At 39.0% G+C, this 25125-nt stretch carries 25 protein-coding genes; 12 read left to right on the top strand and 13 right to left on the bottom strand.

The window, feature by feature from the left end:
• The first annotated feature begins 56 nt into the window (after positions 1-56).
• Genes J1G40_RS16590 through J1G40_RS16610 form a run of 5 tightly spaced genes read left to right on the top strand, consistent with a single transcriptional unit; the run spans position 57 to position 8764 of the window.
• Complete coding sequence (locus tag J1G40_RS16590; protein ID WP_265243781.1) at positions 57-3455, top strand: hypothetical protein; 3399 nt, start codon at positions 57-59, stop codon at positions 3453-3455.
• Between the two features lie 11 nt (positions 3456-3466).
• On the top strand, positions 3467-4768 hold the full coding sequence (locus tag J1G40_RS16595; RefSeq protein WP_414855671.1) for a glycosyl hydrolase family 17 protein: 1302 nt from the start codon (positions 3467-3469) through the stop codon (positions 4766-4768).
• Positions 4769-4793: 25 nt separating this feature from the next.
• Positions 4794-6281, top strand: coding sequence for a glycoside hydrolase family 30 protein (locus J1G40_RS16600; RefSeq protein ID WP_265243783.1), 1488 nt, complete (start codon positions 4794-4796; stop codon positions 6279-6281).
• Between the two features lie 10 nt (positions 6282-6291).
• Entirely contained in the window at positions 6292-7857 is a 1566-nt protein-coding gene (locus J1G40_RS16605; protein ID WP_265243784.1) for an MFS transporter, read from the top strand.
• A gap of 22 nt (positions 7858-7879) precedes the next feature.
• Entirely contained in the window at positions 7880-8764 is an 885-nt protein-coding gene (locus J1G40_RS16610) for a glycosyl hydrolase family 17 protein (RefSeq protein ID WP_265243785.1), read from the top strand.
• A 27-nt stretch (positions 8765-8791) separates the two neighbouring features.
• On the opposite strand, the gene J1G40_RS16615 is transcribed toward J1G40_RS16610, so the two are convergent.
• The 3 genes from J1G40_RS16615 to J1G40_RS16625 form a co-directional block, all read right to left on the bottom strand.
• Positions 8792-9205 carry a YeeE/YedE family protein gene (locus J1G40_RS16615; RefSeq protein ID WP_265243803.1) on the bottom strand — a complete coding sequence of 138 codons (414 nt, stop codon included), beginning with the start codon at positions 9203-9205 and terminating at the stop codon, positions 8792-8794.
• On the bottom strand, positions 9205-9765 hold the full coding sequence (locus J1G40_RS16620) for a YeeE/YedE family protein (protein WP_265243786.1): 561 nt from the start codon (positions 9763-9765) through the stop codon (positions 9205-9207). Before J1G40_RS16620 ends, J1G40_RS16615 begins: the two co-directional genes overlap by 1 nt.
• A gap of 72 nt (positions 9766-9837) precedes the next feature.
• Positions 9838-10311, bottom strand: a complete 474-nt coding sequence (locus J1G40_RS16625; protein WP_265243787.1) for a DUF5004 domain-containing protein — start codon at positions 10309-10311, stop codon at positions 9838-9840.
• 388 nt (positions 10312-10699) lie between these two features.
• Between J1G40_RS16625 and folE the strand changes: the two genes are divergently transcribed.
• From folE to J1G40_RS16645, 4 genes are all read left to right on the top strand, one after another.
• Positions 10700-11404 carry a GTP cyclohydrolase I FolE gene (folE, locus tag J1G40_RS16630; protein WP_265243804.1) on the top strand — a complete coding sequence of 235 codons (705 nt, stop codon included), beginning with the start codon at positions 10700-10702 and terminating at the stop codon, positions 11402-11404.
• Between the two features lie 79 nt (positions 11405-11483).
• Positions 11484-11963 carry a glutathione peroxidase gene (locus J1G40_RS16635; RefSeq protein WP_265243805.1) on the top strand — a complete coding sequence of 160 codons (480 nt, stop codon included), beginning with the start codon at positions 11484-11486 and terminating at the stop codon, positions 11961-11963.
• A 174-nt stretch (positions 11964-12137) separates the two neighbouring features.
• Positions 12138-12590: a MarR family winged helix-turn-helix transcriptional regulator gene (locus tag J1G40_RS16640; RefSeq protein WP_265243788.1), complete on the top strand. Its 453-nt coding sequence runs from the start codon at positions 12138-12140 to the stop codon at positions 12588-12590.
• Between the two features lie 20 nt (positions 12591-12610).
• Complete coding sequence (locus J1G40_RS16645; RefSeq protein WP_265243789.1) at positions 12611-13936, top strand: S41 family peptidase; 1326 nt, start codon at positions 12611-12613, stop codon at positions 13934-13936.
• 104 nt (positions 13937-14040) lie between these two features.
• On the opposite strand, the gene J1G40_RS16650 is transcribed toward J1G40_RS16645, so the two are convergent.
• The 7 genes from J1G40_RS16650 to J1G40_RS16680 all read right to left on the bottom strand — a co-directional run bounded on the left by J1G40_RS16650 (position 14041) and on the right by J1G40_RS16680 (position 18719).
• On the bottom strand, positions 14041-14544 hold the full coding sequence (locus J1G40_RS16650; RefSeq protein ID WP_265243790.1) for a GNAT family N-acetyltransferase: 504 nt from the start codon (positions 14542-14544) through the stop codon (positions 14041-14043).
• 180 nt (positions 14545-14724) lie between these two features.
• Positions 14725-15600, bottom strand: a complete 876-nt coding sequence (locus J1G40_RS16655) for a glycoside hydrolase family 16 protein (RefSeq protein WP_265243791.1) — start codon at positions 15598-15600, stop codon at positions 14725-14727.
• A gap of 95 nt (positions 15601-15695) precedes the next feature.
• The gene (locus J1G40_RS16660; protein WP_265243792.1) at positions 15696-16337 is read right to left on the bottom strand and encodes a DUF998 domain-containing protein; all 642 of its coding nucleotides are present in this window, start codon (positions 16335-16337) and stop codon (positions 15696-15698) included.
• Positions 16338-16401: 64 nt separating this feature from the next.
• Positions 16402-17019: a Crp/Fnr family transcriptional regulator gene (locus J1G40_RS16665; protein WP_265243793.1), complete on the bottom strand. Its 618-nt coding sequence runs from the start codon at positions 17017-17019 to the stop codon at positions 16402-16404.
• Positions 17020-17042: 23 nt separating this feature from the next.
• Positions 17043-17429, bottom strand: coding sequence for a VOC family protein (locus tag J1G40_RS16670; protein ID WP_265243794.1), 387 nt, complete (start codon positions 17427-17429; stop codon positions 17043-17045).
• A 77-nt stretch (positions 17430-17506) separates the two neighbouring features.
• On the bottom strand, positions 17507-17935 hold the full coding sequence (locus J1G40_RS16675) for a DUF3995 domain-containing protein (protein WP_265243795.1): 429 nt from the start codon (positions 17933-17935) through the stop codon (positions 17507-17509).
• A gap of 154 nt (positions 17936-18089) precedes the next feature.
• The gene (locus J1G40_RS16680) at positions 18090-18719 is read right to left on the bottom strand and encodes a hypothetical protein (RefSeq protein WP_265243796.1); all 630 of its coding nucleotides are present in this window, start codon (positions 18717-18719) and stop codon (positions 18090-18092) included.
• A gap of 343 nt (positions 18720-19062) precedes the next feature.
• On the opposite strand from J1G40_RS16680, the gene J1G40_RS16685 reads away from it, so the two are divergent.
• From J1G40_RS16685 to J1G40_RS16695, 3 genes are all read left to right on the top strand, one after another.
• Positions 19063-20193 carry a zinc-dependent alcohol dehydrogenase family protein gene (locus J1G40_RS16685; protein ID WP_265243797.1) on the top strand — a complete coding sequence of 377 codons (1131 nt, stop codon included), beginning with the start codon at positions 19063-19065 and terminating at the stop codon, positions 20191-20193.
• A gap of 71 nt (positions 20194-20264) precedes the next feature.
• Positions 20265-20702, top strand: coding sequence for an acyl-CoA thioesterase (locus tag J1G40_RS16690; RefSeq protein ID WP_265243798.1), 438 nt, complete (start codon positions 20265-20267; stop codon positions 20700-20702).
• Between the two features lie 8 nt (positions 20703-20710).
• Positions 20711-21778 (top strand): carbohydrate-binding family 9-like protein, encoded by a 1068-nt coding sequence (locus J1G40_RS16695; protein WP_265243799.1) that lies wholly within the window; start codon positions 20711-20713, stop codon positions 21776-21778.
• 136 nt (positions 21779-21914) lie between these two features.
• Here the strand turns inward: J1G40_RS16695 and J1G40_RS16700 are convergent, their stop codons facing one another.
• The 3 genes from J1G40_RS16700 to J1G40_RS16710 form a co-directional block, all read right to left on the bottom strand.
• Positions 21915-22388, bottom strand: coding sequence for a hypothetical protein (locus J1G40_RS16700; protein WP_265243800.1), 474 nt, complete (start codon positions 22386-22388; stop codon positions 21915-21917).
• A gap of 521 nt (positions 22389-22909) precedes the next feature.
• Positions 22910-23503 (bottom strand): aspartyl/asparaginyl beta-hydroxylase domain-containing protein, encoded by a 594-nt coding sequence (locus J1G40_RS16705; RefSeq protein WP_265243801.1) that lies wholly within the window; start codon positions 23501-23503, stop codon positions 22910-22912.
• 89 nt (positions 23504-23592) lie between these two features.
• Complete coding sequence (locus J1G40_RS16710; RefSeq protein ID WP_265243802.1) at positions 23593-24600, bottom strand: phytanoyl-CoA dioxygenase family protein; 1008 nt, start codon at positions 24598-24600, stop codon at positions 23593-23595.
• Positions 24601-25125: the final 525 nt, after the last annotated feature.

The raw sequence follows: 25125 nt of genomic DNA on the forward strand, positions 1-25125 counted from the left end.
TAACCAAAAAAGTACGCATACCTATGCCTGAGGCCAACCAACCAAACAACAAAGTGATGGAGCAAGTGCAAATTGAACAGGAAAGCTTTTTCAAGATTTCGAATAGCGATTCCTTGCGACCATTTTTTATGAGTATTGTGAGCAATTCTAATCACTGGATGTTCATTTCAAGTAATGGCGGCCTTACCGCCGGACGCAAGAATTCGCAATACTCTCTTTTCCCATATTATACAGACGACAAGATTACTGAATCTGCTGATATTACTGGTAGTAAGTCGGTGTTTCGCGTCAAAAAGGGGGGTAAAGAATACCTGTGGGAACCCTTTTCCGATCGTATGGAGGGTACGTACAAAGTTACCAGGAACCTGTACAAGAATATTTACGGAAACAAGATCCTCTTTGAAGAAATTAATCACGATTTAGAACTTACTTATAGCTATCAATGGAACTCCAGTAATGTATACGGCTTTGTGAAGAAATCCAAATTGGTTAATGATAGCAGTGATGAAGTTAATTTAACTGTATTGGATGGTATTCAGAATATTCTGCCTTATGGGGTAGGCAGCGATTTGCAGAATGCACAGAGTAATCTTGTGGATGCATATAAAAGAAGCGAACTGCTAAAAGAATCTGGTCTTGGGATCTATGCACTAAGTGCCATTATTGTAGACAAGGCAGAACCCAGTGAGGCCCTGAAAGCTAATATTGCCTGGTCTTTGGGTCTGGATAACACTACTCATTTGTTGTCTTCCCTGCAGCTTAAAAATTTCAGACGCGGAATTTCGGTCCAGGAAGAAACTGATGTTAAGGCAGAAAAAGGAGCCTATTTCAACAAGACAGATTTGTCCCTGGCGGCTTCTTCTGAAAAAGAATGGATGACCATTGCCAATGTGAATCAAAATCACACCGCGATTGCCGAGATATCAAAAGCGATACAGTATGATAATGATTTGGCCAGAAAAGTAAATCAGGACATTGCTTTGGGAACTGAAAAACTAATCCAATTGAATGCCGCATCCGATGGCCTTCAACTCACGGAAGATCAACTCCGAGATACCCGACATTTTTCCAATACCCTTTTCAATATTATGCGTGGAGGGATATTTGATAACAACTACCAAATTGAAAAATGGGATTTTAAGAACTACCTGAGAGGTGCCAATAAGCAAGTCTATAAGTCTTTTGAAAGTACCATTAGTGAACTTCCGGATGTTTTTTCTCTTTCAAAATTGAAAGAGACTGCCAATAAGGGTGGGGATAATAATTTCAGACGCCTATGTCTGGAGTATTTGCCTCTAAAATTTAGTAGAAGGCATGGGGATCCCAGCAGACCCTGGAATGTTTTTTCCATTAATACCCATAGTGAACTGGATGGATCAAAAATTCTGGATTATGAGGGAAATTGGCGCGATATCTTCCAAAACTGGGAGGCTCTGGCCCTTTCCTATCCGGAGTTTATTGAATGTATGATCCATAAATTTTTGAATGCAACCACTTTTGATGGATATAACCCATATAGGGTAACAAAAGGCGGCTTTGATTGGGAAACCATTGAACCCGATGACCCGTGGTCCTATATTGGGTATTGGGGAGATCACCAGATTATCTATCTTTTAAAGTTCCTGGAAATTGCAGAAAACCATTCCCCGGGTAGATTGGAAAATTTATTTAACGAGGACATTTTTGTATATGCCAATGTCCCCTATAAAATTAAAGCGTATTCGCAGTTGTTAAAGCATCCGAAGGATACTATTGATTTTGATGATGAATTAGATGCTGATATCCGTCAAAGAAGAACCGAATTTGGAGCCGACGGGGCCTTGCTTTCTCTTGATGGTAATGAAATCTACCAGGTTAATTTTATAGAAAAAATTCTGGCGACAGTACTGGCTAAACTTTCCAATTTTATACCTGAAGGAGGTATTTGGATGAACACACAACGGCCAGAGTGGAACGACGCTAATAATGCTTTGGTAGGTAATGGCGTTTCTATGGTAACCCTTTACTACCTGCGAAGGTTTTTAAATTTCTTCAGGAATATGCTCTCCTCAACTGAATTAAAAGAGGTGGCAATATCTAAGGAATTATTAGTCTTTTTGGAAGGTCTGTCATCTACTTTCAAGGCACATCAATCTAGCCTAGCCGGAGATATAGATGATAAGGAAAGAAAATCAATTCTGGACGGAATAGGGCAGGCTGGAAGTGATTATAGATTAAAGATTTACGGAAATACGTTTTCCGGAGATAAAGGTACGGTCAGTATTGAAGATTTGTCAGAGTTCGTTGAATTAAGTATACAATATTGCGAGCATTCTATTCGTGCAAATAAGAGAGCAGATGATCTGTATCATGCGTATAATCTTATGACCGTTGATAATTCTGAGGAAATTTCTATTGCTTATCTAAGCGAAATGCTGGAAGGACAAGTGGCTGTGCTGAGTTCCGGATACTTAAATGGGGTAGAAAGCCTTACAGTTTTAGACGCACTTAAAAGTAGTGCCTTGTTCAGGGAAGATCAGTATAGCTATCTTTTATATCCTAACAAAGACCTGCCAAGATTTGCTGTAAAAAATAACATTCCCAAGGAGCGTATCAGCCAATCTGACTTATTACAGGAATTTTCGGATACATCTGACACACGAATAATTGAGAAAGATATTAATGGAAATTTTCATTTCAACGGAAATTTTAAAAATGCCGGCGATTTGCAAAACGCACTTAATGGTCTTAACCCTGATGATTTTACGCACCTGACCGAAAAGGAAAAGGAATCGATCTTACAACTGTTTGAAACGGTTTTTAATCACAAGGCTTTTACTGGTAGGTCCGGAACATTTTTTGGGTACGAGGGTCTGGGATCTATTTATTGGCATATGGTATCCAAACTACAACTTGCAGTGCAGGAATGTTGTTTAAAGGCTATTGAAGATGGGGAGGAGAAAGAAACCATTGGGAGACTGCTGGAACATTATTATGAAATTAATGAGGGCATTGGGGTGCATAAATCTCCGGAGCTTTACGGTGCCTTTCCTACCGATCCTTATTCTCATACCCCACAAGGTAAAGGAGCACAACAACCGGGAATGACCGGGCAGGTAAAAGAGGATATCCTTAGCAGATTTGGAGAATTGGGTGTTTTTGTAAAAGAGGGCAGACTCTGTTTTCAGCCCGATCTGTTGCGCAGCGAAGAATTGCTGACGGCAGACAAATCCTTTATTTACCGAGATGTGAACGGAGTTGAGCAAAAACTGGAACTAAACGCTGGCTCTCTTTGTTTTACATACTGTCAGGTGCCTGTTGTTTATTCAAAATCGGAAACGGAAATGATGAAGGTTGTTTACAACAAAGGCGAAATATTAGAATTTGAACATCCGATTCTTGATGTAAATACCAGTAAAAAGGTGTTTGCAAGAAGTGGTGAAATTAACCGAATCATAATTTCAATTGAAAAATAACTATGAAAGAAATGAACCAACCTATAAAACTAATTGTTTACTTCTTTTTGGTAGGTTTGGTGTTCTCGTGCACAACCGAAAATAAAAAAGAGAGTAACGAAAATTCTGAGAAAGAAGATATAAATATGACTGCTAAAGAAATTTTAGGTAACCCCAACTATTTGGCGATTTCTTATGGAGGGTATAGGAAAACCACTCGAGAAATCAAAGATCAACCAACCCTTGCGGAGATCAAGGACGATTTAAAGATCCTGTCTGCCATGGGTATTAAAGTTATACGAACCTATAATGTACAATTACCACAAGCGTTCAACATTTTAAATGCTATTAGACACTTAAAAGAGGAAGATCCGAATTTTGAAATGTATGTTATGCTGGGGGCATGGATAGATTGTAAAAATGCCTGGACAGACCTGGAGCCCGATCACAATGTGGAAAGTGAGCATAATGAAAGCGAAATAGCTCGTGCAGTTGCCCTGGCCAATCAGTATCCGGATATTGTAAAAATTATTGCAGTGGGTAATGAGGCCATGATAAAATGGGCCACCAGTTATTTCGTGCAGCCAGAAGTGATCTTAAAATGGGTGAACCATCTACAGGAATTAAAAAAGTCCGGAAAGCTCAACAAGGAAGTATGGATTACCTGCTCAGATGATTATGCCTCCTGGGGTGGGGGAGATGGTGACTATCACAACCAGGAACTAGAAAGTATCATTAAGGCAGTTGATTATATCTCTATGCATACCTATCCCTACCATAACTCTCATTATAATCCGCAGTTCTGGGGCGTTCCAGGGGAAGAAGAGGAGCTATCCAAGAAAGAGAAAATTGATGCTGCGATGCATAGGGCCATAGCTTTTGCAAAAGCGCAATACGACAGTGTTACCAATTATATGAAAAGCCTTGGTGTAAATAAACCTGTTCATATTGGTGAAACCGGCTGGGCGACGATATCTAACGGGCATTATGGCCCTAATGGTTCAAGAGCAACAGATGAATATAAGGAAGCCATGTATCACGATTTAATGCGAGAATGGACCAACAAAGAAGGTATTTCCTGTTTTTATTTTGAAGCCTTTGATGAACCGTGGAAAGATGCTCATAACCAGAAAGGTTCTGAAAATCATTTCGGATTGTTTACCGTAGATGGGAAGGCCAAGTATGCCTTATGGCGCATGGTTGAGCAGGGAATTTTTGAAGGACTTAGCAGAAATGGAAATCCAATAATAAAAACATATGATGGAGATCAGGAAGCAATGATGAACGATGTTTTATCACCGCCAACAGCAATGGAAATTGCTGTTATTGAATGATAAGATGTTTCAAAAATTCCGAATTATGAAAACAATTAAGTATTGCTTATTATCCATTTTAAGTCTGGTCATGTTAAATTGTAACGAAAAGCAAAAATCTTTAGAAATAGCAGTTTTTGAAACTTCGGCTAGTGGTAAAAAGTTAAAAAGTATTGAGGAGTTGCCAACAGAAACAGGTGATGCTAAAATAAAATTATTGCCCGGGCAGCAGTTTCAGACCATTACTGGTTTTGGCGGATCGTTTACAGAAGCCTCGGCTTATTTGTTGAACCAATTGAGTCAGGAAAATCGAAAAAAGGTAATTGAAGCCTATTTTGGTTCTGCGGGAGCAAGATATTCTCTGACACGTACACATATGAACTCTTGCGATTTTTCATTGAGCAATTATTCTTATGCTTCGGAAGCAGGAGATATGGAGCTGACAAGTTTTACTATTGATGAAGATCGAGATGATATCATCCCAATGATTAAAGAAGCAATGGCTGTATCTGAAGATGGGTTTAAAATCATTGCTTCCCCTTGGACGGCTCCTCCGTGGATGAAGGACAATAATGATTGGCGAGGAGGGAAATTATTACCGGAGTATAATGACACATGGGCGCTGTTTTTCTCTAAGTATGTAGATGCGTACAAGGCGGAAGGAATTGATATTTGGGGGTTTACAGTGGAAAATGAACCGCTGGGTAATGATAATAACTGGGAAAGTATGCATTTCACTGCCGAGGAAATGACCCAATTTGTTCAAAACCATTTAGGGCCCAGACTGGAAGCCGACGGTAAAGGAGATATTAAAATCCTGGGATACGACCAGAACAGGGAACACCTGGAGCATTGGGTAGATCAAATGTATAAAGATGAAGCCAGTTCGGCATATTATGATGGCACCGCAATTCATTGGTATGCCAGTACATTTGAAGTATTTCCTAAAGCCTTGCAATACGCGCACCAAAAAGCACCTGGTAAGCACCTTATTCAGACAGAGGCTTGTGTTGATGCAGAGATCCCAAAATGGCAAGACGATAAGTGGTACTGGTCTAAGGAAGCTACTGATTGGGGCTGGGACTGGGCACCTGAAAAAGATAAACCCCTGCATCCAAAATACGTTCCGGTATATCGCTATGCCAGGGATATTATAGGCTGCCTGAATAACTATGTCGATGGTTGGGTAGATTGGAACATGGTTTTAGACCGCCAGGGAGGCCCTAACTGGTTTAAGAACTGGTGTGTGGCACCGGTAATTGTGGACCCTGATCAGGATGAGGTTTATTTTACACCACTTTACCATACACTTGCCCATTTCAGTAAATACATTCGACCTGGTGCTGTTCGGATTGGTTTTGAACTTTCCGATGATTCCCTTAGGGTTACAGCTGCCAAAAATCCCGATGGATCTATTGCCGTTGTTATACTAAATCAAAACGAAGACGAAAAGACCATACAGCTCTCATTGGGCGAAAGAAGTTCCAATATTCTAATAAGCGCACAAGCCATTCAAACTATTATGATCAACTAAACAAATAATTATGAGTCAAGTAAAAACACTTTCGAAAGACAAAGTCCCTATTGGGCAAAAAGCCGCCTTTGGCGCGGGCCATTTTATTCTGAACATTTTGCCGGGAACTCTTGGTGTTTTTATTCAGTTCTTTTTACTGACCGCTTGGGGGGTAGATCCTTTATGGGCAGGGCTTCTGGGAGGCTTACCCAGAATATTTGACGCTGTTACAGACCCGATAATGGGTTTCATTTCAGACAACACAAAATCTAAATACGGTCGAAGAAGGCCCTACATTTTCTTGGGAGCGGTTATAAGTGGTATTCTATTTTTCCTAATGTGGCAGTTAGATGACAATGCCTCACAGACTTATATTATATGGCACGTAATGATTATCCAAATCCTGTTCCTGGTAGGTAATACCATGTTCGCTACTCCATTGGTTGGGCTTGGTTATGAGATGACCTCAGATTATAATGAAAGAACAAGGTTGATGAGCTTTGCAAATAGTATGGGACAAATTGCCTGGATGATTGTGCCTTGGTTATACGTTATTATTCCAGACTCCAATACCTTTAATACACAAACAGAAGGGGTGCGTACCATGGCACTAATTGTTGGAGCAATGTGTGTGGTGTTCGGAATTCTACCCGCATTATTTTGTAAGGGTATAGATGCTACCCTTATGGAGGGCCGTAAAGAAATCAATTTCAAAACCCTTGCTTCTAATATGAAAGAACTGTTTAAGGGAATTGTTCAGGTATCTAAAAACAAGCCCTTTATGAAATTATGTGGGGCAACGTTTTTAGTTTTTAACGGGTTTCAGCTTGTAGCAGCTTTTGGTGTATTCATTATAGTATTCTATATGTACAATGGGAGCTATGAGATGGCAGGTACCTGGCCCGCATGGTTCAATACTATCAATGCAATGCTTACCGCATTTTTAGTGATTCCGATAATTTCCAAGATGGCAGATAAATGGGGAAAAAGAAAAGCCTTTATTATTTCTACAGCATTATCGGTAATAGGATATCTTTTAAAATGGTGGGGCTTTGATAAAGAACTCAATAGCCAGTTTAACCAAACAAGTATGGGTAAAGGAATGAACTCAGCTATTGGGTCGCTCTTCGAATCTTTAAACCCTGTTCTTGACAATATTGGTATGTCCTGGTTTTCTATAGATCCGGGAAGTGAAATACCATGGCTGATTTTTCTACCAATTCCACTATTTGCCTTTGGAATGGGAGGATTATTTACTTTGATGATGTCTATGACTGCCGATGTATGTGATTTAGATGAATTAGAGAATGGAATGCCAAGAAAAGAAGGTACTTTTGGCGCTATATATTGGTGGATGGTTAAATTAGGTCAGGCAATCGCACTGGTTTTAGGAGGATTAATTCTAAAGATCGTCGGGTTTGATCCAAACGTTACCGAGCAAACTTTGGAAACCATGAACAGGCTTAGAATAGCAGATATTATTATTCCGTCTGCTACGGCTTCCCTGGCTATTTGGGTGATGTGGAAGTACTCATTATCGGAAAAACGAGCTAAGGAAATAAAAGAGGAATTGGTAAAACGAAGAGGAGAATTATAAATTAATAAAATAAGAACTTATAATGTCATATAGAAGGGAAAAACATCTGGCACTTTCTGCCCTGGACTATGCAGGGAAGACCAAAAAGGAATTGCAAGCACTTTGCCGTGAAGTGCTGGAAGATGGAATGCATGGCTTGTGTTTTAGTCCGTATGAAGAAGGACAAGAACCAGGTGGCCAGATTTCTGAAGCGCAGATTCGCAGGAGAATGGAAATCATTAAACCTTATACCAAGTGGATCAGATCGTTTTCATGTACAGATGGTAATGAGGCCATCCCAAGGATTGCCAAAGAATACGGTATCAAAACCCTGGTAGGCGCCTGGTTGGGAGACGATCCAGAGATCAATAAAAGAGAAATTGCCAATCTAATAGAACTTGCAAAAGAGGGGGTTGTAGATATTGCTGCTGTTGGTAATGAAGTGATGTACAGGGGCGATTTGACCGAAGACGAACTCTTAGATTTTATTTATCAGGTAAAAGAGGCAATTCCGGATGTTCCTGTTAGTTACGTAGATGCCTATTACGAGTTTACAGAACGGCCCAGAATTACAGAGGCTTGCGATATTATATCGGCTAATTGCTATCCATTTTGGGAGGGCTGCGATTTGGATTATTCCCTGTTGTACATGAAAGATATGTACCATAAGGCATTGCGTGCAGGAAATGGCAAGAAGGTACTTATTTCAGAAACCGGATGGCCAAGTCAGGGTACAAGTTTGGACGGTGCCTTCCCGTCTTACGAAAATGCACTAAAATATTTCATCAACACACAAAAATGGTCTGCGGAAGAAGATATTGACATCTTTTACTTTTCATCGTTTGATGAATCCTGGAAAGTTGGTGCCGAAGGAGATGTGGGGGCCTATTGGGGCCTTTGGGACAAGGATGAAAAGCTGAAGTTCTAGTAGATGCGTACTACTTTTTGGTAGCTCCTAATGAGGTAAACGGTTTTTAACGAGTCCGTAAACGAATGTCCCCAAAACGGCGGCTGCGATTACAATGATCATGCTGAAAACCCCTGTGCCTAGTAACACATACATGGGTCCGGGGCATGCACCTGCCAGGGCCCAACCCAGCCCAAATATACTGCCTCCCAGAATATATCTTGCGAAACTTTTTTGTTTGGGTGGAAGGTGAATGGGTTCCCCTTCAATACTTTTTATATTAGCCCTTTTAAGGGTCCAAATAAAACCAATTCCCAACAATACGGCAGACCCGATAATACCGTACATGTGAAAGGCCTGAAACTTAAACATTTCAAAAATGCGATACCAGGAAACCGCTTCGGATTTAACCAAAACTATTCCGAAGAAGATCCCTACCAATAAGAATTTAATAAACTTCATCATCTGAATATTAAGGGTAGTAGTAAATGGGTCATAACCAATCCTCCAATAAAAAAGCCAAATACGGCAAGTAATGAAGGTAGTTGCAGATTACTAAGCCCGGTAATTGCGTGCCCTGAGGTGCAACCTCCGGCGTAACGCGTACCAAAGCCAACTAGAAATCCTGCAATAATTATAATTACCATTCCTTTAGCAGATAATACAGCTTCCCAGCTATAAATTTCGTCGGGGAGTAAGTTATCTCCGATGCCACTAAACCCAAAGGCTTCCAGATCGGTAATTGTTTGTTCGTTTAAATTCATTGTGCTGCCATCGGATAAAAATGTAACAGCAATATATCCTCCTATAATTGCACCAAGTACCACGGTGAGATTCCATCGTTGTGCTTTCCAATCAAATTTAAAGAAATCAGCATATTTGGCACCGCCGGCAATACTGCACAGGGTACGAAGATTAGAAGACATTCCAAAGGTCTTGCCAAAATAAACCAATAAAAGCATGACTACCGAAAACAAGGGTCCGGAGACATACCAGGGCCAGGGTTGGAGTAGAATATCCATTTATTTAGTTTTAATTAGATAAACAGGGGAACTAATTCAAAATTAAAGGAATTTTAGATGCAAAAAACGTATTTATTGCTTTTCATAAACTTCGCTGCTAAAATCGGGCAGGTCTTCGCCTATGATGTTCGTTAATCTGTTGTCGTTCAGGGTATAAAAAATTGTAGTAAAGCCCTGAAATAAAGTTAATTGATTGTTTTGCAGTTGCCAGGTTCCGTTTCCGGTACTCGTAAAATTGGCGCATCTAATATCAAATAAACCTCCGGTAATAGCGGTAATGTTAACACCATTAAAAGCTAAACTCCAGGTATTGTCTTCTCTGAAGGTCAAAGTCCCGGAAACACAGTTTAATTCTGTTAATATATTACTATTGGCCGTGCCATCATTATCAATATCCTGATCTGGCGATATATTTAATTCTACAAGGTTCCACGTACCTATAATGGCATCTTTATCATTACTTCCAGCGGGAGTGTCATCTGAAGAGCAGGACAAGAATAAGACCAGCGTAATTAGGGAAAGTGAAAATTTTTGTAAAGATTTCATGCTCAGCACTTTTTTTACCAATGATAGTGAATTTGGAGAACAATTGAAAGCATTATTTAGTAAGAGGGGGGCAGTTCTCAAAACAGTTTTAGTATAATTAATATCAATAAATGATTATTGGTTTTGGGAGACATACAGAGGTCAGGTGCTATTATAAGCGGTGCCAACATGGTTTAGTGCTTATTATACAATTGGTTTGCAAGCTGGTTCTAAGCTATAAAAAGATGAAATAATGTCGCCTAAAGTAAATTTTGTTTAAATATTAACAAAATAGTTTAAACAAATTAGTAGTTTTATACGATCTCACATTAGAGTTCGGACAGTGTGCAAATACGCTATTGTGGTACAACTTTATAAAAAGGGAGATCAGAACTTTAAAATACACTTTATGCAAGACCAGGATATATTATTGGATAATTTTATTGATTCAAAGGAACTATTAAACGGTTTTACACATGAGGAGATTGGTGATGATCACCTTTTTACTGGAGTTGAGACCCCTATGAAGGATAATGCCTTCGAATTGTCTGATGAAGAGAAAAAGGAGAGCATCTCCCTGTTGTTTGCTCAAATAATGGATGTAATGGGGCTGGATTTAAACGACGACTCTCTGAGAGGCACCCCTAATCGAGTGGCTAAAATGTATATAGACGAAATCTTTTCGGGCTTAAACCCAAAAAATAAACCCAAAATTGCTCTTTTTGATAACAAGTATCGGTACAACCAAATGTTGGTAGAGAAAGACATCACCTTTTATTCTAATTGCGAGCACCATTTTGTTCCTATAATTGGCAAGGCCCATGTTGCCTATATCTCTTCGGGGAAAGTTATCGGACTTTCTAAACTTAATAGAATTGTTCAGTATTTTGCCAAGAGACCACAAGTACAAGAAAGATTAACCAACCAGATAGCGCTAGAGTTGCAATCTATATTGGGGACAGAGGACGTGGCCGTTATAATTGATGCCAAGCATTTATGTGTTTCTTCCAGAGGGGTTAAGGATAACACCTCTGCAACAGTGACTTCGTTCTATGGGGGCGCCTTTAATAATCCGGAAAAAATTCAGGAATTATATAACTATATAAGTAATTAAAACAGCAGTTTTGAAATTTCTGAAGTCATTAAGCAAAAAGGGGGAAAAAGAAATATTGCCAAATCTGGCAGGTGAATTAATGTCAAAATCCCAAATATATAATATCAAGATCAACGCCCTTGATAATTCTCCTATAGATTTATCGGACTTCAAAGGCAAATATCTCCTGATTGTAAATGTCGCTTCCAAATGCGGTTTTACTAATCAGTATAGGGATCTGGAAAAACTTTTCCAGAAATTCAAACAGCAGCTCATGGTTATTGGAGTGCCGTCTAACCAGTTTGGGGGCCAGGAACCTGGGTCCCAAGAGCAAATAGGTGCTTTTTGTGAGCGTAACTACGGCGTAAGCTTTTTAATGACAGAGAAGTTAAAGGTAAAAGGAGAAAATCAGCATCCCTTGTATACGTGGCTTACAAATAAGAATGAAAATGGAAAGTTTACAAGTTCTGTGAAGTGGAACTTTCAAAAATATTTGGTAGGCCCGGATGGCAGATTGATAGATGTCTATTATTCTTTAACCACACCGATGAGTTCAAAGATCACTAAGCATATTGTCTGAGGTACTTCTACCTGACGCTAACAGATCTTAAAAGCAGCATCCTCGTTTTCTCTTCCTTAATAGCGTCCTTATTACCACAGTGTCTGTCGCGATTTGTGTTAATGTTTTGATAAACATGCTGTTTTTAGGTGCCTCTTTTTTTAGATAATTGATATATCAACTATATTTGCATCAATGAATGAGACTAATACGGTATCAAGATTAGAGCATGTGCTTTTCTATGTGGTAGAAAAGTCTATAAAATCGTACCGGCAATTTGCACAGCACAATATTAATAAGGTAAATAATAACATTACTATAGATCAGTGGCTGATACTTAAAACAATTCACGATAACCCCAACATTACGCAAAGGGAAATTGCGGAATATGTTTTTAAAGATCATGCTTCCATAACCAGGATGATTAACCTCCTGGTAAAAAAAGGTTTTTTGGAAAGGTCTGTACATTCTCAGGATCGTAGGAGATTTGGTTTAGAATTAACACCGCTGGGGAAAAAGACGAAAGAAGAATTAATGCCGGTTATATGGCAAAATAGGGAAATTGCCCTGGAGGGTTTAAGCAAGGAAGAAATTAGCACCCTCAGAAAAACATTGCAGAAAATCACTAAAAACTGTACTAAAGTATAACATCAAAAAGCGAATAAAACATGAAAAGATTGCAATTAGGATTGGTTGTATTGTTGTGCGGGATACTCATCTCATCCCGTGCACAATCTGATCCGGATAAAATTAATGGTGATGAGAAAGAACTGGTAATAGATTCTGTTACTTCCATACTAAACGCCAATTATATTTTTCCTGAGGTAGCTACAAAAATGAACAATCTGTTAAGGTCCAAATTGGAGAAAGGAGAATATAAAAAGATAAAAAGTCCTCAGCAATTTGCCGAAGTACTTACCCGAGATGTTCAATCTGTCAGCAAAGACCTTCATTTAAGGGTAGGTTTTGATCCGGTGGGAATTGCCCGCAGAAGAGATGCCTCCCAATCTGCCCAGGACAGTATAGCCTTTGCAGAAAGGCAACTGGCCAACAACAGGGCCAATAATTACGGATTTAAAGAAGTGCGAATTCTGGAAGGTAACGTGGGTTATCTGAATCTGACAGGGTTTTTTAATGTAGATGAGGAAGCAGGTGCCACTGCACATGCAGCCATGAACTTGTTGTCTAATGCGGATGCCCTCATCATTGATCTGCGCCAGAACGGAGGAGGAAGCCCTTCAATGATACAACTGATTACAAGTTATCTCTATGGCCCCAACAGGGTGCACTTAAATAATTTCTATTACAGGCCAAGTGATTCCCATACACAAACCTGGACATTACCTTACGTTCCAGGGAAAAGAAGACCTGATATTGATGTATATGTGTTGACCAGTAAGAGTACTTTTTCAGCAGCTGAGGAGTTCAGTTATAACCTCAGAAATCTCGAGAGAGCCACTCTGATTGGAGAAACTACTGGCGGAGGAGCTCACCCCGGAGGCACGCGACTAGCAACAGATAGGTTTACCATTTGGGTGCCTACTGGAAGGGCCATTAATCCTATAAGTAATACCAACTGGGAAGGTGTAGGAGTGGAGCCCCATATCAAGGTTGCTGCTAATAAAGCACTTGATGTGGCCAAGATGACCGCATTGGAATCTATTCTGAAAAAAAGGAAAGGGCAGGATAACTTTCATATAGAATGGGCCCTGGAAGGATTTAAAGCCAATAAGGCAAAGTTTAACCTGGATGAAGAGGTATTAGCATCTTATGTTGGAAATTATGGCCCGCGAAAAATAGAACTTAAGGATGGAAGGCTATATTATCAGCGTGATGGCGGTAATGAATATCTCTTAGTACCTATGACGAAAGACAAATTTATGATTAAGGAGATTCCCTATTTCAGAATTCAGCTACTTAAAGAGGCAGGGAAAGTGGTGGCTCTTCAGGGCCTTTATAATGATGGGAGAAAGGATAAAAATTTAAGGGAATAAACCTTCAAACAGCTAAGCTAAACCCCCGGATGTTCCTTAATAGTAGGATGAAAGCCTGCGGCAATGCAGGCTTTTTTATTTCTTAGAATACTTATAGCTGAGTATTAAGGAGTAAATACAAGAACACTATCTGTATCAGATAGCGCTAAAGTCTTTTCAAATGACAGGCCAATTTTGGTTAAAAGTTTTATGGAGGCGATATTTTTAGGATCGGTTATTGCTACAATTTTACCGAGATCCAGGACCTCCTTGCCATATTTCAAAGTGGCTGAGGCAATTTCATAACCATATCCCAGTTGCATGAACTCTGGCAGGAATGCAAATCCTATGTCGATATCCTGCAATGATTCTCTATTTACTAAACCACACATACCAATAGGAGTATCTGTCTCTTTTAGCGCCACCATCCAAAGGCCAAAGCCATTTTCATTATAACTTTTTATGGGTCCGTTTTCCAAATATTCAATGGCATCTTCCCGGGTTCTTACCCCTTTATCACCAATGAATTTGAGCCAATTTGGGGTGTTGAGCAATTGAAGTATAAAGTCAGCATCCTGAAGGTTAAATTGTCGCAGCAACAGTCTTTGGGTTTGAAGAATTTCGGACATTTAATCTTAAGTTATATCGCTGTTATTTAATGCATCTTTTAATTTAACCTTATCGGCAGATGACACTGTTATTAGCAAACAGCATATCATTAACATCTTCTTCATGAGAAAGTGATCTAATTTTGGTTATTTATTCTATTTAGCAGCTACGCTATTAAAATAATTGACGATCAGGCCAGTTTATTGATAAATCCTTATGTAATCTACTTCCATTGCGCTTTCAACAAAAGCAGGGTCAATATCAGACTCAATAGCTATGTTCAGGAGGATATAATAGTCCGAGTCGTACGGCCAGGTATCTCTATTTTTATCAGACGGTTGATACTTAAAGTGAGGTACGCCATCCACACTAAAGATTAATTGCTCTGCCGACCAATCAATGCTGTATACGTGGAACTTACTAGAAACACTGTCTACATTCTGACCTCCGAGATTTTTCACCTTATATCCATAACTTGAACCGTTATGCACGGCACTTGAAATATAATTTGGATTTTTCCCCCAATGTTCCATGATATCCATCTCTCCGCAATTGGGCCAATTCACCTCTCCAAATCCCTTCTTCTCCCAGTAAGCACCATCCTCATTAATATTTTTATTCAACATCCAAATAGCCGGCCAGGTGCCAACCCCTGCCGGTAATTTTGCCCTAACTTCTACTCGTCCGTAGGTAAAAGCAAATTTAGAATTTAACCTTGCCGAGGTATATTGCTTTGTTTCTCCCTGATCATTTAATTCTTCTTTTTTTGCAACCAGCTTCAGGTGTCCATCCTTTAAATGAGCATTCCCTTCTCTATTGGTATAGTGCTGTACCAGGCCACCCCACCAACTGCCACCGGGGGGAAGTTTGGTTTGTTGAAACCATTTCTCCTTATCAATAGTTCCTTCACCATTAAATTCATCCGACCATACTAATGTTTTAAAGTCGGTCGTATTAAGGCTTTCATATAAATCCCTGGATGCAACTTCGGGCGATATCATACCGCAAAATATCAAGTATGTTGTGAGTATTACTCCGGCAGTTACTATAATCAAAGTGGATTTTTGTTTTGTCATAATTAGATTGAGATTTCTGGATGTTCAATTTAGTAAGGAACGAAGCGCTTTTGTATTTCTTAATAAATATAAAGCAGGGGCTTTCATCCTCATAGTTATTTATCGTTATTTTTTGAAATTCCCGTAATTATTGGTTTTTCTGTCGGGGCTTTAAAAAGCCGAAATGCGGTATATCCAATCCATAGGAAGTAGAATAAGAAAACAAATCTTTGTCCCAATGCCGGCATATTTGGAAAAACAAAAACCCAGCCACCAAATAGAATGGTTAAATATGTGAGGATCAGTGTCGGTTGTTTTGCGCTTTTCCAATAGTTTGTTTTATCCATGAGTTTTGGAAAGGTAAAAGCCCCAATTAAAAAGAACAAATAACTACCAAAACTCCCGATAGAATGTAAGAGCATGGTTGATGATTGTTGGTTGTCAAAATCTCCGGGGAATACCCCGGACATCACCATAAAGATTCCGCTGAAAAAAATGCCATAAAAGGGGAGTCGGTAAGATTTCCCAATAGCTACACTTTTATATAGCCCCAAAGCAAATATCGAAATTAAAATTCCGGGTAATATGTATCCAAAACTGTTCCATATCCATTTATTAGGTGCGCCAACAGCACCAAGCTCGCTTATAGCTTTGGTAAACATAGAATAATTCGGATGTAATGAGGAAACCATAAAATAGACAATACCAAAGATTATTGGGATGGCTATTCCTATTGTTCCATATGTTTTATTGCTCATCAGGATTTTCGTCAAAGGTAGAAAAGGTAGCCGTGAATTAAATTGATATAAATCAAAAAATATATCAGGATGCCCTAACCCTGCTTAGGGTTTCCTGAGTCATTCCCAGGTGCGAAGCCAACATGCCAAGAGGAAGAACTCTTTGAAGCTTGTTTTTAGAGGTGCGTTCAAAGAATTGATAACGCTCCCTGGCCGAATTGAACTGAAGAGAAATAATACGTTCAGATTGTTCCAGAAAATATGCTGAAATCAACATTCGTCCAAATCGTTCCATTTCCGGATAATCTTTAAAGCATTCTTCAAGATCATTTAGGGATATACCTGCCAGTTCTGTTGTTTCCAAAGTCTGAATGTGAAAGTGGTCGGGAATGTTTTTAAGGAAGCTGTATATTGAGGTGATCCATTCATTCTCCGCGGCAAAATTATCGGTGATTTCTTTATCGTCTTTCAGGTAATAAATCCTAACAAGTCCTTTGTTGATAAAATAGGTATTTAGGCAAGTACTTTCAGGTTTGTGAAGAAAATGACCTTTTGGAAACGTCTCAATTTTACAAATACTTTTAAGTCTGTTTTTTAATTCGCTTGAAACGGGAATAAAGGTGTTAATATGATGTATTAAGTTTTCGATTTCAAATATATTTTTTACAACTAGTTTAATGGAGCCAAACGTTGCAGGTCCCAATTATTCTTTACGGCATACTGTTTTTACTCTGTAATTTCAATGCGGTTGCCTTCCGGGTCAGTGATTACACTTTCATAATATCCGTCTCCGGTGGTTCTTGGTTCCCCAATAACTTCATACCCATTTTCTCCTATCTCTTTGGTCAGGGCATCTACCTTTTCCTTAGACCCGACTGAAATTGCAAAATGACTCAGCCCCAGTATAGCGTCCGGCTGCTCCATGAATTTAGAAAGATCAGGTTTATGCATTAATTCTATACGGGCACCACTTTTAAATGACAAAAAATAGGAACTGAATTTTTTATCGGGATTAAAATATTTTTCATTGGATTTTAATTCGAAGAATTTCAGATAAAATGCCTTCATTTTTTCTAAATCCATTGTCCAGATGGCAATATGCTCAATTTTCATTCAGGTAGTATTTAAGGTTCGGCTTATGATTTTAGACCCACCATGGCTTATTTATTTAGCCATTGAGAAAGCAGCTTCTATTTCATTATTTCAATTACTATCCCTAATATTCCAATAGTTAAACACAAAGGTGAAAACAGTTTTGTGTCGAGAATTCCGAATCTCGTCTTTTTAACGCTTTTAGAAAAACCGATGTATTTAAAATCACCCACCGCTCTCAATAAGAATAGAATCGGAATTATCCAACTTCCATATTTCATTATCCATTCAGGTAGATGGTATTCAAAAAGTCCGGATTTTATGACATAAAAAATTCCGAATGCCGTTAAAACAATTCCAACTAAAGCACTATCAATTTTTCTCGGATTCAATACACGTTCCCCATTTTCGTTAGTCGGTAACGCTGCTGCAAATCCAAATTTTCCTCCAACTACCCAATTAAAATGAATCATTCCCAGTCCAACTAACACCAAGCTTAATAAAATGGATAAAATCGTAAATGCCATGTGTTGATCTCAATTAGACACTAATACCTGCCTATGTTAATCAGTGCGGATTTCTGGGAGGAAATATTCTGCCCGGCATTAAAGATAATTGTTTGCAGGATTTTCTCCTGTTAAAATTGTGCGGACAATTAAAAGCCCATCTTCCCAGTTAAAATTACTCTACCGAAAAAAAGAACTCTCTCTTTCTTTGCCGTACATCCTCAATTGAATATCCTATTCCGCATTTTGTTAGCTGCAGGTAGTTATTTTTATTATTAACAGGGTATTTATCCAGGATTTGGATATTGAGATTACCGTTTTGCAGGGTAACTGGTTCTAACCAACTGAGTACAAAATCTCCCGAATTTTCTCCAACAAGTCCAATCTGATATTCGTATTGTTGTCCGTTTTGGGCAAGCGGTGCTTGTGCAATTAATTCTGAATCCGGGCACACCCCTAGAAAATCGGTATTTCCCAGACGTGTCACGAATATAAATTCATTGGTGGCTTCAACGGTATTACTGTTTCCATCGGCTGTTTTTAATCTCAGCACGCTAATAATGTCTCTGACGAAGTCGTTAGAATTCATGATAGAATCTCCGGTAGTTTTATTAGCCAGCATTGAAGAAACTTTTCCATTAATCCAGAGGGTGTCGGTCTGTAAGAAAACTGGCCCTTCTGAAAGTGTTACTTTAAATGAGTTTCGCTCTAAAACTGGCCCCAGTTCTTGTTTCTCACACAAAACGGCCATTAATAATGAAGAAATCCCTACCAGCAATAGGGTAATTCTGATATTTATTTTCAATTTTCAGTGTTTTACTCTATAACAATTCAAAGGTACCTTACCCTACTATTATTGGTTATAAAATCATTAGAGTATTTTGAAATTAAAATTTCAACGAGTTATCATATAAACCAAGAGCTATGTTTGGGCTAAAATATGGCTAATCCTGATATAACCTATACATCTAACAATTAATACTTAAAAACACTTAAATTAGTAGCTAATCGAAGAGATAAATGCAATTTGGTGGTGGTTCTTTAACCGACTTAGAGATAGGCTTAGTGTGGCGAATAATATTTTAGGCGTTGCTAATTTAAAATGCCATTTGCGATTTAAGGACTTCAGTAATTAAATTAAAATATAAATGAAAACCAGGGCTGCTGTTTTACACCAGATGTATTTAGAGAGACCTTACACTACTTCAAAACCACTTAAAATTGAAGAAGTGGAACTGGATGCACCCGGATCTAATGAAGTGCTGGTTAAGATAAAAGCTGCCGGTTTATGCCATTCCGATCTATCTGTAATTGATGGAAACCGCCCAAGACCACTACCAATGGCCCTGGGGCATGAAGCAGCTGGGGAGGTTATTGCATTGGGTGATGGCGTTAAGCAATTAAAAATTGGAGACCATGTGGTCTTTGCATTTTTACCTTCCTGTGGTAGTTGCTCTTATTGCAAAACAGGCCGTGCCGCACTTTGTGAGCCTGGGGCTGCCGCCAATGGTAAAGGCACACTTTTAGGAGGCCATAGACGCATTCGAAAAAACAACGAATATATACACCATCATTTAGGGGTTTCAGGATTTGCAGAACACGCAATATCTTCTGCAGATTCTTTGGTAAAGATAGACCCCAATATCCCTTTTGATATTGCCGCTTTGTTTGGTTGTGCCGTTTTAACGGGAGTTGGAGCCGTAGTGAATACAGCACAACTAAAATTTGGAGATAGTATTCTGGTAGTTGGGCTTGGCGGTGTTGGGTTATCTGCCATCCTGGGGGCCAAAGCCGCCGGTGCATCCAAAATTATAGCGGCCGATATACTTCCGGAAAAAAGGGAGGTTGCTTTAGCATTAGGAGCGCATCATGCTATAGACGCTTCAGATAAGGGGGCATTAGAGCAGTTATATGAGTTAACCGATGGAGGTGTAGATATCTCGGTGGAGTTTGCAGGTGCTATATCAGCATTAGATTTTGCTTTTCATGCAACCAGGAGGGGTGGAACTACGGTAACTGCAGCTTTGCCACATCCCGATGCCAGATTACAATTATCGCCGGTTACCCTGGTAGGGCAAGAGAAAAGTTTAAAGGGGTCATATCTCGGGAGTTGTGTGCCTTCCAGGGATATACCTGCTTATATCGAGCTGTATACTTCTGGCAGATTGGAGGTGGATAAATTAATTTCTCATAAACTAAAGTTAGAACATATTAACGAAGGCTTTGAGAGATTAGCAGCTGGCGAAGCGCTAAGGCAAATAGTAGTTTTTGACAAATAGCGCCATCAATTCAAAGCTGCTTATATTGTCAATATAAAGGGCAGTTGTTGTTGAAATTGAAATTAAAGATTATGACAGAGGGTAAATTGGTACATCGGAAAGACTATAGATATTTTGTTCCTATTACTACACGCTGGATGGATAATGACATCTACGGCCATGTAAACAATGTAACCTACTATTCTTATTTTGATACTGCCGCAAATGAATATTTAATTAAAGAGGGCAGATTAGACATTAATAATGCCCCGGTGGTTGGGTTTGTGGTCCATTCTAACTGTAGTTACCTGTCACCTATTGCCTATCCCGATAAAATTGAAGCTGGTTTATGTGTAAAAAAAATTGGAAATAGTTCTGTTACATATGGCGTTGGCATCTTCAAAAAAGGAGAAGATCAGGTATGTGCCTATGGCGAATTGGTACATGTTTTTGTAGATAGAAATGAGAACAAATCGGTTTCCATACCGGCAGCTATCAGGGGAGCTTTAGAAAAGTTATTGATAAATTAGCCCCTGCAATGTTTAAAAAATCGTCAATATTTTTCGGTTGTTTGATAGGAGTTTGTTTTATAGCAGGCCATATTGGTAGTGCCCAGAAGGCACCCAGGCAATACATTGCAAATAAAACCTCTGAGCCCATTGCTATTGACGGAAATGACAATGAAAATTCATGGAAGAATGCCAGTTGGAGTGAGCAGTTTATAGATATCGAAGGGAAAATACAGCCTAAATATCCTACCAGAATGAAAATGTTGTGGGATGCGGACTACCTGTATTTTTTTGCTCAAATGACCGAACCCCATGTATGGGCCAGTCTGAAACAAAGGGATACCGTAATTTTTTATAATAATGATTTTGAGATTTTCATTGACCCCGACGGGGATACTCATAATTATTACGAGTTTGAGATGAATGCCTTTAATACGGTCTGGGATCTGTTCCTGACCAAACCTTATAGAAACCAGGGCAAAGTGATTGATAGCTGGGATATCCAGGGCTTAAAATCTGCGGTAAGCGTAGCGGGGACAATCAACGACTCCTCGGATAAGGATACGGGATGGAATGTAGAAATTGCTATACCCTGGGCAGTCATTACGGAGGCGGGTAGTTCTAAATTACCTCCGGTAAATCAGTTCTGGCGCATCAATTTTTCCAGGGTTAACTGGGATTTTGATTTAGTGGATGGCCGCTATATGAGGAAGAAAGGTGCTGATGGCAAATTTTTGCGGGAATATAACTGGGTGTGGTCTCCACAATGGGTGATTAATATGCACGAACCGGAGCATTGGGGATATGTGTTTTTCTCTGACGATAGCGCAGATAAGAAGGTCTTTGCCATTCCCAGGGATGAAGAAATAAAATGGTATATGTACCGGTATTACAGGAAGCTTTTGAAGGCTAAGGAAAATATTGAAGAAGCGGTAGGGGAGTTGCTCAATGCGTCAAAGGAAATAGATGGATCGCCTATAGCATTGCGTTTTGAGAAGCGTTTATCCGGATGGACGCTTTGGTCTGAAAGTCCGTTCAGCGGCGATATACTCATGATTGCTGAGGATGGTGAATTTACAATTGAAAAGAGAGAGTAGATGCTGGCGTGTTTTCCTAAAGAACTTAAATCAGGTTAATTAACTTTTTATTTGTCCGCAAGCGGCAATCTCAACGAAAGAGCTGCCAGACCTTTGATTTAGTTTTCGTTGGTTTTGATTTCATATGAATTCCGGCTTATCGCATCCATTTTCTCATTTTGGGAAATTCATCCTTTTTGCATAGAGCCATCCATTCTAATAATGGTAATCCTATATAATTTTTATTTGTGAATTGCACTATCAACCAGGAAGATTCATTTTTATATCCATCCGGATGAAATACTATGTCTAGATCTAAATTTAAGTGAATTGCAGCAGCATAAGACCAAAGTATCGCCGCAATTTCTTCTCCGTCAGAAGGCCAATTGTCTCCAATTTCTGTTGTCCCGATCTTCTTTCTTAGACCTATGTCAGATACGGCAATATGTCCTGCTTCGTGCAACAGGTCTCCAGGATATTTTAACCTTGCTCTATCTATTAAAATAGTTTCTCCTTTTATTTGAATTCCAGGCAGGAATGTATCATTGGGTAATTCCATATCAATAACATCAATTTTGATTGATCTGAGGAATTCCGATATTATATTAAGTAATCTTTCGTCGTAATCCAATGCTAGTGATGTTTAAAAAGCAGCCCAGTGTCTTGAAATGCCCTGATGTTAAAATTGGTGGTTTCTTAGAAAAAAGCTAAATGAATCTCACAGCCCTGTACCGAAATGTCGTTTCTGCATAAGGTGTGTGTTGCCATAACTTTCTAATTTACTAATAGGTCATTTATTATTTAAGGTAAATACCTGATCATCTTTCCTCTAAATCAATGCGCCCCTTTTGTGATAATGATATGAGTTCATTGAAATGCTGATATAGTTTAGAGTATTGCATGAATTTCAATACAATTTTTAATGAAATTTGATTGCATCATAGAGGTCGGTTCCAATGCTAATAGTTCGGGCTAAGGATGGTAACTATAATCATGGTCCTGTACTTACGGTTAAATATTAAACCCCTTGCTACCTATGGTCTTTATTAGCTACTGACTTTATTCTATGATTTATAGTATTCGAGCTTTGCATTTTCATCTTTCCGAATGCAGATGAATCAGTCTTCCCCTTGGCTATTGAATTGAATGTATTCAAGATGCCTGCTCAACATTACTTATGATTTCGATGATCTTATCGTTAGGGATAATATCTATCGTTAAATTGATTCGATCGGTGGTTCCGTTATTAATAACGCGATGAGTATCGCTTAAACGCAAGTACCAGCATTCTCCAACCTTCATGGGTACTAATGTGTCATTTAAATAAAAATGTACACCATCATTATTGTCTATTGGAATAGTAAGGCGGATCATTGATTTCTCTTCCTCCAATGCTAATGTAGGATCTTTATGCTCCTTAACAACCGATTTCGGGGCTAAATACAACAGTCGAACCAAATTCACCTTAGTGTATTGACTAAATTCATTGATTATGCTTTTTAAATAGGCCGATTTTTCTAAGGCAGGAGTATCCATCCATTCGGTCCAGGAACCGTCTGCATAATCACCTGCTGGTTGAGGGAAAGGCAATGATGCATCTACGAGATGAGCTGGTGCACGCAAAGGAATGACATTATAATATTCGTAATCCGTCAGCTTAAGAGCCTGCACTTCTGCAAGCATTCTTTCTACATTGAAATTAAAAGGTAATTGAATTCTGTCTTTAAATATTTTCTTTGTCGCCATCTGTTATTTGCTTTTATATTTTTATTGGTTCCATTTTTCCTTTTCTAGAACTGATTTTATGCAGTGTTGGCTGTATTTTTAAAATAATTCTAAACCCAATCCATTTGATATTCCAAATCAATCGGCTGATAATTTATATACTGAACAATTCTCGGTTTGTCAGATGTATTTGGACTACTACCATGCGGAAGGCATTGATTCCAAATAATAAAGTCTCCGGCTTTTGCGGCAATGGGTTTTTTCTTAAAACCTTGCAGCAAGCTAGGGTCTCTGGGATTTACATTTATATCCAAATCGTTTAACCATTTTTCTATGTTCCTGTGAAACCCGGGAATCACAGTAAAGGCACCTTGATTTTCCTCAGTATCAGTTAAATATAAAAGGCCCTGGAGACCAAATGGAATAGGCCTTTTTAGGCTAACATCCCAATGAAGATTAGGGCCTGGGAATTTATAAAAATCATTTTCTGGGGGATTAAAACTGACTCTATCCATAGTGACCAACAAATCTTTCCTATTCCATAATTGTTGATAAGCTATTTGAATTTTTTTTGAGAATCTATTTCTGTCTAAAATTGAAGTGTTAAATAACCGTATCATAATCCCTTGTTTCAGAGGGTGTGGTTTGTACCAGGTAACAGGGTCAGAGTTAGTGGCCTCAATTGTATTGTAAATTAATTTTGTAGTTTTCTCACAATCGGACTTGGGTATAGCGTTTCTTAATATTATATAACCATCTTCATGCCATTGAGCTAATTCTGATTCGCTAAATACCTTTTCATCACATTGCACTGGACCGATATTTTTACCGCTTACAACAGCATTAAATTGTTTGATAATCGGCTGAGATATTCTGCCATTTTCTTCAATCCATTTTTCAAACTGCTCAAAACTGGGATTTGATAGCATAAGATATTTGATCGCAGGTTCGGTCCCTATTCCTAAGGCATTGAATACTCCATTGATATATTTCCATTCTAGTTTTGATACTTCGGATTGATTGGTCTTTAATCGTTGGTAATGATTCCATATTAATTTTAAATAATAGATCCCAATCCTTCCGCAGTCGGTTATTTCTATTTCGCTTTGTTTGGACATTAGATTTAGCAGATATACTCAATTCTTATTATTAATAACATATAACGGTCCAGACTTTAATTATGTTGCGTATGAGTCGTTTTGTGCCTGTTGCTGTGCCGCTGGCTTGTTGAGCTAAATCTTGTTAGAACGCACTGCGGCACCCTAGGATGACCAGCAAAACTGACCTATACTAAACTATTGGCCGGTTATTAGGATCCCAGGTAGTGATTCTTTTAAAAGTTAGCAGCCAGCCAAAATGAATTATAGCCGTTGTTGTAAGTAGCATTTGGTATTTAAATTAGTTCGGTGACCCTTTATGCTCCGTAGTCTAAATAAGGGCCGAGTGGTCATCAAAGGTCTGGTAGACCTTTGATAGCGAGGAGCCACCTTGCTCTGCCATAGCGGCTACGCGAAGGCGAGGGTGGTGAGCTGGCATCCTGCCAAAGACAGGATTACTCGCTTTGCTCGTGATCCTGGAAAACCTGCCTACCGGCAGGGCTCCACTTTAATGTAGGATTACTCGCTTTGCTCGTGATCCTGACA

The sequence above is a fragment of the Muriicola sp. Z0-33 genome (genome assembly GCF_026126425.1).
In the GTDB taxonomy this organism is placed as follows: domain Bacteria; phylum Bacteroidota; class Bacteroidia; order Flavobacteriales; family Flavobacteriaceae; genus JAFMPW01.

What these genes read in the sequence shown, in the direction of transcription:
- J1G40_RS16590 (WP_265243781.1), top strand. Translation starts at nt 57, where the DNA reads ATGGAGCAAGTGCAAATTGAACAGGAAAGCTTTTTCAAGATTTCGAAT.
- J1G40_RS16595 (WP_414855671.1), top strand. Translation starts at nt 3,467, where the DNA reads ATGAACCAACCTATAAAACTAATTGTTTACTTCTTTTTGGTAGGTTTG.
- J1G40_RS16600 (WP_265243783.1), top strand. Translation starts at nt 4,794, where the DNA reads ATGAAAACAATTAAGTATTGCTTATTATCCATTTTAAGTCTGGTCATG.
- J1G40_RS16605 (WP_265243784.1), top strand. Translation starts at nt 6,292, where the DNA reads ATGAGTCAAGTAAAAACACTTTCGAAAGACAAAGTCCCTATTGGGCAA.
- J1G40_RS16610 (WP_265243785.1), top strand. Translation starts at nt 7,880, where the DNA reads ATGTCATATAGAAGGGAAAAACATCTGGCACTTTCTGCCCTGGACTAT.
- J1G40_RS16615 (WP_265243803.1), bottom strand. Translation starts at nt 9,205, where the DNA reads ATGAAGTTTATTAAATTCTTATTGGTAGGGATCTTCTTCGGAATAGTT.
- J1G40_RS16620 (WP_265243786.1), bottom strand. Translation starts at nt 9,765, where the DNA reads ATGGATATTCTACTCCAACCCTGGCCCTGGTATGTCTCCGGACCCTTG.
- J1G40_RS16625 (WP_265243787.1), bottom strand. Translation starts at nt 10,311, where the DNA reads ATGAAATCTTTACAAAAATTTTCACTTTCCCTAATTACGCTGGTCTTA.
- folE (WP_265243804.1), top strand. Translation starts at nt 10,700, where the DNA reads ATGCAAGACCAGGATATATTATTGGATAATTTTATTGATTCAAAGGAA.
- J1G40_RS16635 (WP_265243805.1), top strand. Translation starts at nt 11,484, where the DNA reads ATGTCAAAATCCCAAATATATAATATCAAGATCAACGCCCTTGATAAT.
- J1G40_RS16640 (WP_265243788.1), top strand. Translation starts at nt 12,138, where the DNA reads ATGAATGAGACTAATACGGTATCAAGATTAGAGCATGTGCTTTTCTAT.
- J1G40_RS16645 (WP_265243789.1), top strand. Translation starts at nt 12,611, where the DNA reads ATGAAAAGATTGCAATTAGGATTGGTTGTATTGTTGTGCGGGATACTC.
- J1G40_RS16650 (WP_265243790.1), bottom strand. Translation starts at nt 14,544, where the DNA reads ATGTCCGAAATTCTTCAAACCCAAAGACTGTTGCTGCGACAATTTAAC.
- J1G40_RS16655 (WP_265243791.1), bottom strand. Translation starts at nt 15,600, where the DNA reads ATGACAAAACAAAAATCCACTTTGATTATAGTAACTGCCGGAGTAATA.
- J1G40_RS16660 (WP_265243792.1), bottom strand. Translation starts at nt 16,337, where the DNA reads ATGAGCAATAAAACATATGGAACAATAGGAATAGCCATCCCAATAATC.
- J1G40_RS16670 (WP_265243794.1), bottom strand. Translation starts at nt 17,429, where the DNA reads ATGAAAATTGAGCATATTGCCATCTGGACAATGGATTTAGAAAAAATG.
- J1G40_RS16675 (WP_265243795.1), bottom strand. Translation starts at nt 17,935, where the DNA reads ATGGCATTTACGATTTTATCCATTTTATTAAGCTTGGTGTTAGTTGGA.
- J1G40_RS16685 (WP_265243797.1), top strand. Translation starts at nt 19,063, where the DNA reads ATGAAAACCAGGGCTGCTGTTTTACACCAGATGTATTTAGAGAGACCT.
- J1G40_RS16690 (WP_265243798.1), top strand. Translation starts at nt 20,265, where the DNA reads ATGACAGAGGGTAAATTGGTACATCGGAAAGACTATAGATATTTTGTT.
- J1G40_RS16695 (WP_265243799.1), top strand. Translation starts at nt 20,711, where the DNA reads ATGTTTAAAAAATCGTCAATATTTTTCGGTTGTTTGATAGGAGTTTGT.
- J1G40_RS16705 (WP_265243801.1), bottom strand. Translation starts at nt 23,503, where the DNA reads ATGGCGACAAAGAAAATATTTAAAGACAGAATTCAATTACCTTTTAAT.
- J1G40_RS16710 (WP_265243802.1), bottom strand. Translation starts at nt 24,600, where the DNA reads ATGTCCAAACAAAGCGAAATAGAAATAACCGACTGCGGAAGGATTGGG.